Consider the following 4,869-nt stretch of genomic DNA (forward strand, 5'->3'; position numbering starts at 1 on the left):
GCTCTTCTCGATTCCGGCGTTTTTATTGAAGAAGGTGGAATTACAGCAAGTATGGATGAAAACAGCCTGGACAACTTTGTGAATGTGTTTTACAACCCATCCAACCAATTGGCGACAATCAAAGTCCTGGAATACCAGGATCATCTGACCTATTCAATCGTTGACCTATCCGGAAAAACGATGGTTCAATCACAAATCACTGAAACGTTATCACTTGATTTAAGTGAATATCCACCAGGGATGTACTTCATCCGGGTTGAAGGAACGAACGGGCAGCTTACCAAAAAAGTGATTCGCTGATTCCATTCCGGGGTTCAAATTTTGTTAATTAATTCTCGCGACTGCTTGAAAATGCCTTTGCGATTTTGGTACTTTTGTAAAAAATTCAACAGATGTTAACGCTCGATCCGAAGGAACTTCCGATTCCAAAATTACATGGATATTTGCTGGGTGCAATTGGTCCGAGACCGATCGCATTTGCTTCAACCGTTGATGAAAACGGTGTAAACAACTTATCTCCGTTTAGTTTTTTCAATGTTTTTTCGGCAGCTCCTCCTGTGTTGATTTTTTCTCCGGCGCGAAACGGACGGACAAATACTACCAAGGATACTTACAACAATGTGAAGAAAGTTCCGGAGGTAGTTATCAACATCGTGAATTATGACATCCTGCATCAAATGAGTTTGAGCAGTTCTCCGTTCGCTTCAGATGTGGATGAATTTGTGAAAGCAGGATTGACTCCTGTTCCTTCCGATACGATCAAACCGATGCGGGTTCTGGAAGCTCCTGTTCAGTTCGAATGCAAAGTTTTGGAAGTAAGAGAACTGGGCGATCAGGGAGGTGCAGGAAACCTGGTAATCTGTGAAGTAACCAAGATTCACATTCACGAAGAAATTTTGGCGGAAGACGGAACGATCGACCAAAAGAAAATCAACCTGGTGGCGCGAATGGGCGGAAACTGGTACTGTCACGCCAACAAAGCTTCCATGTTTGAAATTACGAAACCTATCACCACAATCGGGATCGGTTTTGATCAGCTTCCGGAAGATGTCCGCCTGAGTTCGGTTCTCACAGGAAATGATCTGGCGCAATTGGCCGGTATTACGGAATTGCCGAATGAAACCGATGTAAACGAATATAAGCTCTTGGAATTAAGCGATTTATTCTTAACTTTAGAAGACGAGCCTGCAAAGCTTGAATTGGCTCTGCATCAGCGCGCAAAAGAATTAATTAATCAAAATGATATTGAAGGTGCATGGATGACCCTGCTTTCTTTTAATGACTAAATAGTGTAAATAACCCGTAGAAATATGTTTAAAATATCCGGAATCTTAAAGGTGAAAAATGATACAGTTCAGGTATCAGAGAAGTTTTCGAAAAGAGAATTTGTTTTAACTGATAATGCAAGTATGTATCCTCAGGATATCTTGTTTCAATTAACGCAAGACAAGTGTAGTTTGGTTGATGGATTTAACCTTCAGGATCAGATTGAAGTTTCATTTAACTTAAGAGGTCGTGAATGGACTAGTCCGCAAGGAGAAGTAAGATACTTCAACACACTTGAAGCATGGAGAATCGAACGAGTTGGTGCCGCACCGTCTATGGGTGGAGGAATTCCGGCCGGAGGACCAAGCGCAATGAACCTGGATCCGATCGCTACACCAAGCGCTTCTACGGCTCCGAGTGATGATGATGATTTACCGTTTTAATCTTTCAAAATCCCCTGACGATAACTATCAGGGGATTTTTTTTGAATACCTCACGATATGAACGATTCATTCGACACTTACTTTCAAGCCAGTTATAACAAAATCCTGGCTATCTACCTGGGACTCCTGATCGGTCTTTTAAGTTTTTCAGCTGTTCTGATCCTGCTTTTAGTGGATCCGAATTCCCTGAAAAACGATGATACCAATGAACTCTTTCAGATCATCGTTCCCATTGTGATCGTAAGTGCTGTTTCTGCCGGAATATTCATCATGAAAAAATCCGTTGCTCAAACTTTGAATGAAACGAATTACCGGCCAAAACTGAGAAATTACCAAAGCAGTAAAATCCTTCAATTGGGATTGATCGATGGCGCGATTCTTTTCTCCAATGTCGTTTACCTCATCACAAGCAATACTTATTTCATTTACATTGCTTTGATCGCGCTACTTTATTACCTCTCGCTCTTTCCATTAAAGAAGCGAATCAGTCAGCAATTGAGCCTGTAAAAAGCCAGAAATTTTAACTAATTGAACACAAATGAAAAAAATCAGCTATTCACTTTCAATCATTGCTTTGCTTACTGCAATGCTTGCTGCCTGTACTTCCACAGCAGAAAAGAAAATCGAAAAACCGGAAACGATCCGATTTTCTGAAAACGTCTTCACGGGAACTTTTGTTTCTGAAGGATATCAGGAAAAAGACAAGGGTTCCGATTGGGTATCCGTAACAATTACATCCATCAGGGAAAATGTATTTCATGTGGAAGTACGTTCCCGGTCTGATATCAAGAAACCAACCTGTACACTCACAGTTGATGCGCATCTCACCAAAAAAGGGGAATTAGTTGCTTCCCAGGCTGGTCTCGATGTGGGATTTCGGGTTTCCGGAGACCTTCTCAGTATCTACTCTCCTTCCAACAAAGAATTGAACTACTTCTGTTCCGGTGGAGCAACACTGGCAGGAGACTATAAACGTATTCCGGGAAAACCGGATCAGAAATAGGTTTCAAATGTGCTCGTAAACTTGTAGGGCAATTCCCCAATTTGTAGACTTTCTCCCCACTTTTTCTGTTTTTCAGAAAATGGTGATTCTTTGGCACAAAAACAATAATCCAAAGATAAATAACTGTTTTGCAATAGATTAATCTTTTCAATTCTCCATTTTTCATTTTCAATTCTTCTTGTGGCATCATATTTCTAATAGACTTTGCAGAAATCTTTTAAAAACAAGTTGATATGAAAAAGTTTATGATCGCAGCAGTAGCAGTTACAACAACCCTATTCGCAAACGCACAGGCAGATACAACAGCACAGGAAACAAAAATTGAAGTGGCTGCAGTTAACAACCCGGAGAAAGTACAAATCAAATTGGAAGAGCTTCCTGCTCCTGTTCAAAAAGCATTGACAACAGAAGCTTTCCAGGGATGGACAGCTAAAACAGCATACATCGTTAAAGCTGAAAAGCCTTATTACGAAGTGGAGTTGGTAAACGACAAAGCGGAAGTAAACGCAGTGAAATTTAACGAGGACGGAACAGTGATTAAATAATCCGAAATTCCTTAATTTATCTTAAGAAAGGTCTTGCTTCTGGCAGACCTTTCTTATTTTTATTAGGAATCTCAAAATATGTCCATTGAATAAGATCTTGCTAATTGAAGACGATCCCACTTTTTCAAAAATTGTCACCACTTTTCTAACCAAAAAGGGATATGAAATAAGTACGGCATCCAGCTTACAGGCAGGCGAGAAATTGTTGCAGGCAGAAAAGTTCGATCTGCTGCTTTTGGACTACCGCCTTCCGGATGGAATCGGGTTGGAACTGATTGCTAAAATGGGAACCAGCTTTCCTGCTCTTCCGACAGTAATCATCACCAGTTTCGACGATGTGCGGACAGCCGTGAAATCCATTCAATCCGGTGCGTTTGAATACATCATCAAACCGATCAATCCGGATGAATTACTGCTTGTGATCCAGGCCGCACTTCAGAAGAAAACGGAAACTCCGGAAAACAGCACTCAGAAATCAACTTCTTCCGAAAAAAAGGGTGAAACCAAAAACAAGGCTTTCATCAAAGGCGAAAGTGCCATTTCACAAAAATTGTACGAATACATTGACCTGGTTGCCCCAACCGATTTATCCGTTATGATCATCGGGGAAAGCGGAACGGGAAAAGAACACGTTGCCAGATCAATCCACAACCAAAGCAAGCGTTCCCAAGGTCCGTTTGTGGCAATTGACTGCGGGGTGTTATCCAAAGAACTGGCAGCAAGCGAATTGTTTGGTCACGCCAAAGGTTCTTTTACCGGAGCGTTGCAGGACAAAGTCGGTGTGCTGGAAAAGGCAAACGGCGGAACCTTGTTCCTGGACGAAATCGGAAACCTGAGTTACGATGTTCAGATCAAATTGCTGCGTACTTTGCAGGAAAGAACCATCGAACCGGTTGGAAGCGGAAAAAGTATTCCGATCGACATTCGTTTGATCACGGCAACCAACGAAAACCTGCTTCAGGAAATCGGATCGGGAAATTTCAGAGAAGATATTTACCACCGGATCAATGAATTCAAAATTCAGATGCCGGCGTTGAGAGATCGCGGGGCGGATCTGGAATTATTCATCCGGTATTTCATCGAACGGTCTAACGAAGAACTGGACCGGAGTGTCAAACAAGTTCCTGCAGACGTGATCCGGGTATTTCAGCAATACGATTGGCCCGGAAATTTAAGAGAATTGGGAAATGTGATCAAGCGATTGGTTTTACTGAGTAAAGGAACTGAAATCAGTATGGATTCTTTGCCGGAAGAACTGATTGCGCGCGCTGAAACTGCCAATCCGAATGATCTGAAACTGATCCAGGAAACCAATGAACGCGAGACCATCCTGAACGCCCTGGTTCAAACCCGGTACAACAAATCCAAAGCTGCGAAATTGCTGAATATCGACAGGAAAACCTTGTACAGTAAAATCGAAAAGTATCAATTGGATTAGTTCTTCTGCCGGGAGTATCATCTAATTCCTAATTCCTAATTCCTAATTCCTAATTCCTAATTCCTAATTCCTAATAAAAAAATGTTCAAGAGTTTAAAAGTCTAATAATTCGTAATTCGTAATTCGTAATTCGTAATTCGTAATTCGTAATTCGTAATTCGTAATTCGTAATTA

The 4,869-nt window shown here is 41.4% G+C and carries 7 protein-coding genes; all 7 read left to right on the plus strand.

Features of this window, described 5'->3' with window-relative positions:
* Positions 1 to 300: T9SS type A sorting domain-containing protein (locus Q1V93_RS03890; protein WP_300661712.1), on the plus strand; the 300-nt coding region annotated here is incomplete at its 5' end.
* A gap of 92 nt (positions 301 to 392) precedes the next feature.
* Complete coding sequence (locus tag Q1V93_RS03895) at positions 393 to 1,286, plus strand: flavin reductase family protein (protein WP_300661714.1); 894 nt, start codon at positions 393 to 395, stop codon at positions 1,284 to 1,286.
* 24 nt (positions 1,287 to 1,310) lie between these two features.
* The gene (locus Q1V93_RS03900) at positions 1,311 to 1,709 is read left to right on the plus strand and encodes a DUF3127 domain-containing protein (RefSeq protein ID WP_300661717.1); all 399 of its coding nucleotides are present in this window, start codon (positions 1,311 to 1,313) and stop codon (positions 1,707 to 1,709) included.
* A gap of 57 nt (positions 1,710 to 1,766) precedes the next feature.
* Entirely contained in the window at positions 1,767 to 2,216 is a 450-nt protein-coding gene (locus Q1V93_RS03905; protein WP_300661719.1) for a hypothetical protein, read from the plus strand.
* Between the two features lie 31 nt (positions 2,217 to 2,247).
* Positions 2,248 to 2,712 carry a hypothetical protein gene (locus Q1V93_RS03910; protein ID WP_300661722.1) on the plus strand — a complete coding sequence of 155 codons (465 nt, stop codon included), beginning with the start codon at positions 2,248 to 2,250 and terminating at the stop codon, positions 2,710 to 2,712.
* A 233-nt stretch (positions 2,713 to 2,945) separates the two neighbouring features.
* The gene (locus Q1V93_RS03915; protein WP_300661725.1) at positions 2,946 to 3,257 is read left to right on the plus strand and encodes a hypothetical protein; all 312 of its coding nucleotides are present in this window, start codon (positions 2,946 to 2,948) and stop codon (positions 3,255 to 3,257) included.
* 85 nt (positions 3,258 to 3,342) lie between these two features.
* Positions 3,343 to 4,695 carry a sigma-54 dependent transcriptional regulator gene (locus tag Q1V93_RS03920; RefSeq protein ID WP_300661728.1) on the plus strand — a complete coding sequence of 451 codons (1,353 nt, stop codon included), beginning with the start codon at positions 3,343 to 3,345 and terminating at the stop codon, positions 4,693 to 4,695.
* Positions 4,696 to 4,869: the final 174 nt, after the last annotated feature.

Origin of the sequence: Fluviicola sp., from assembly GCF_030151805.1 — a bacterium.
Taxonomy (GTDB): domain Bacteria; phylum Bacteroidota; class Bacteroidia; order Flavobacteriales_D; family Crocinitomicaceae; genus Fluviicola.

What these genes read in the sequence shown, in the direction of transcription:
- Q1V93_RS03895 (WP_300661714.1), top strand. Translation starts at nt 393, where the DNA reads ATGTTAACGCTCGATCCGAAGGAACTTCCGATTCCAAAATTACATGGA.
- Q1V93_RS03915 (WP_300661725.1), top strand. Translation starts at nt 2,946, where the DNA reads ATGAAAAAGTTTATGATCGCAGCAGTAGCAGTTACAACAACCCTATTC.
- Q1V93_RS03905 (WP_300661719.1), top strand. Translation starts at nt 1,767, where the DNA reads ATGAACGATTCATTCGACACTTACTTTCAAGCCAGTTATAACAAAATC.
- Q1V93_RS03910 (WP_300661722.1), top strand. Translation starts at nt 2,248, where the DNA reads ATGAAAAAAATCAGCTATTCACTTTCAATCATTGCTTTGCTTACTGCA.
- Q1V93_RS03900 (WP_300661717.1), top strand. Translation starts at nt 1,311, where the DNA reads ATGTTTAAAATATCCGGAATCTTAAAGGTGAAAAATGATACAGTTCAG.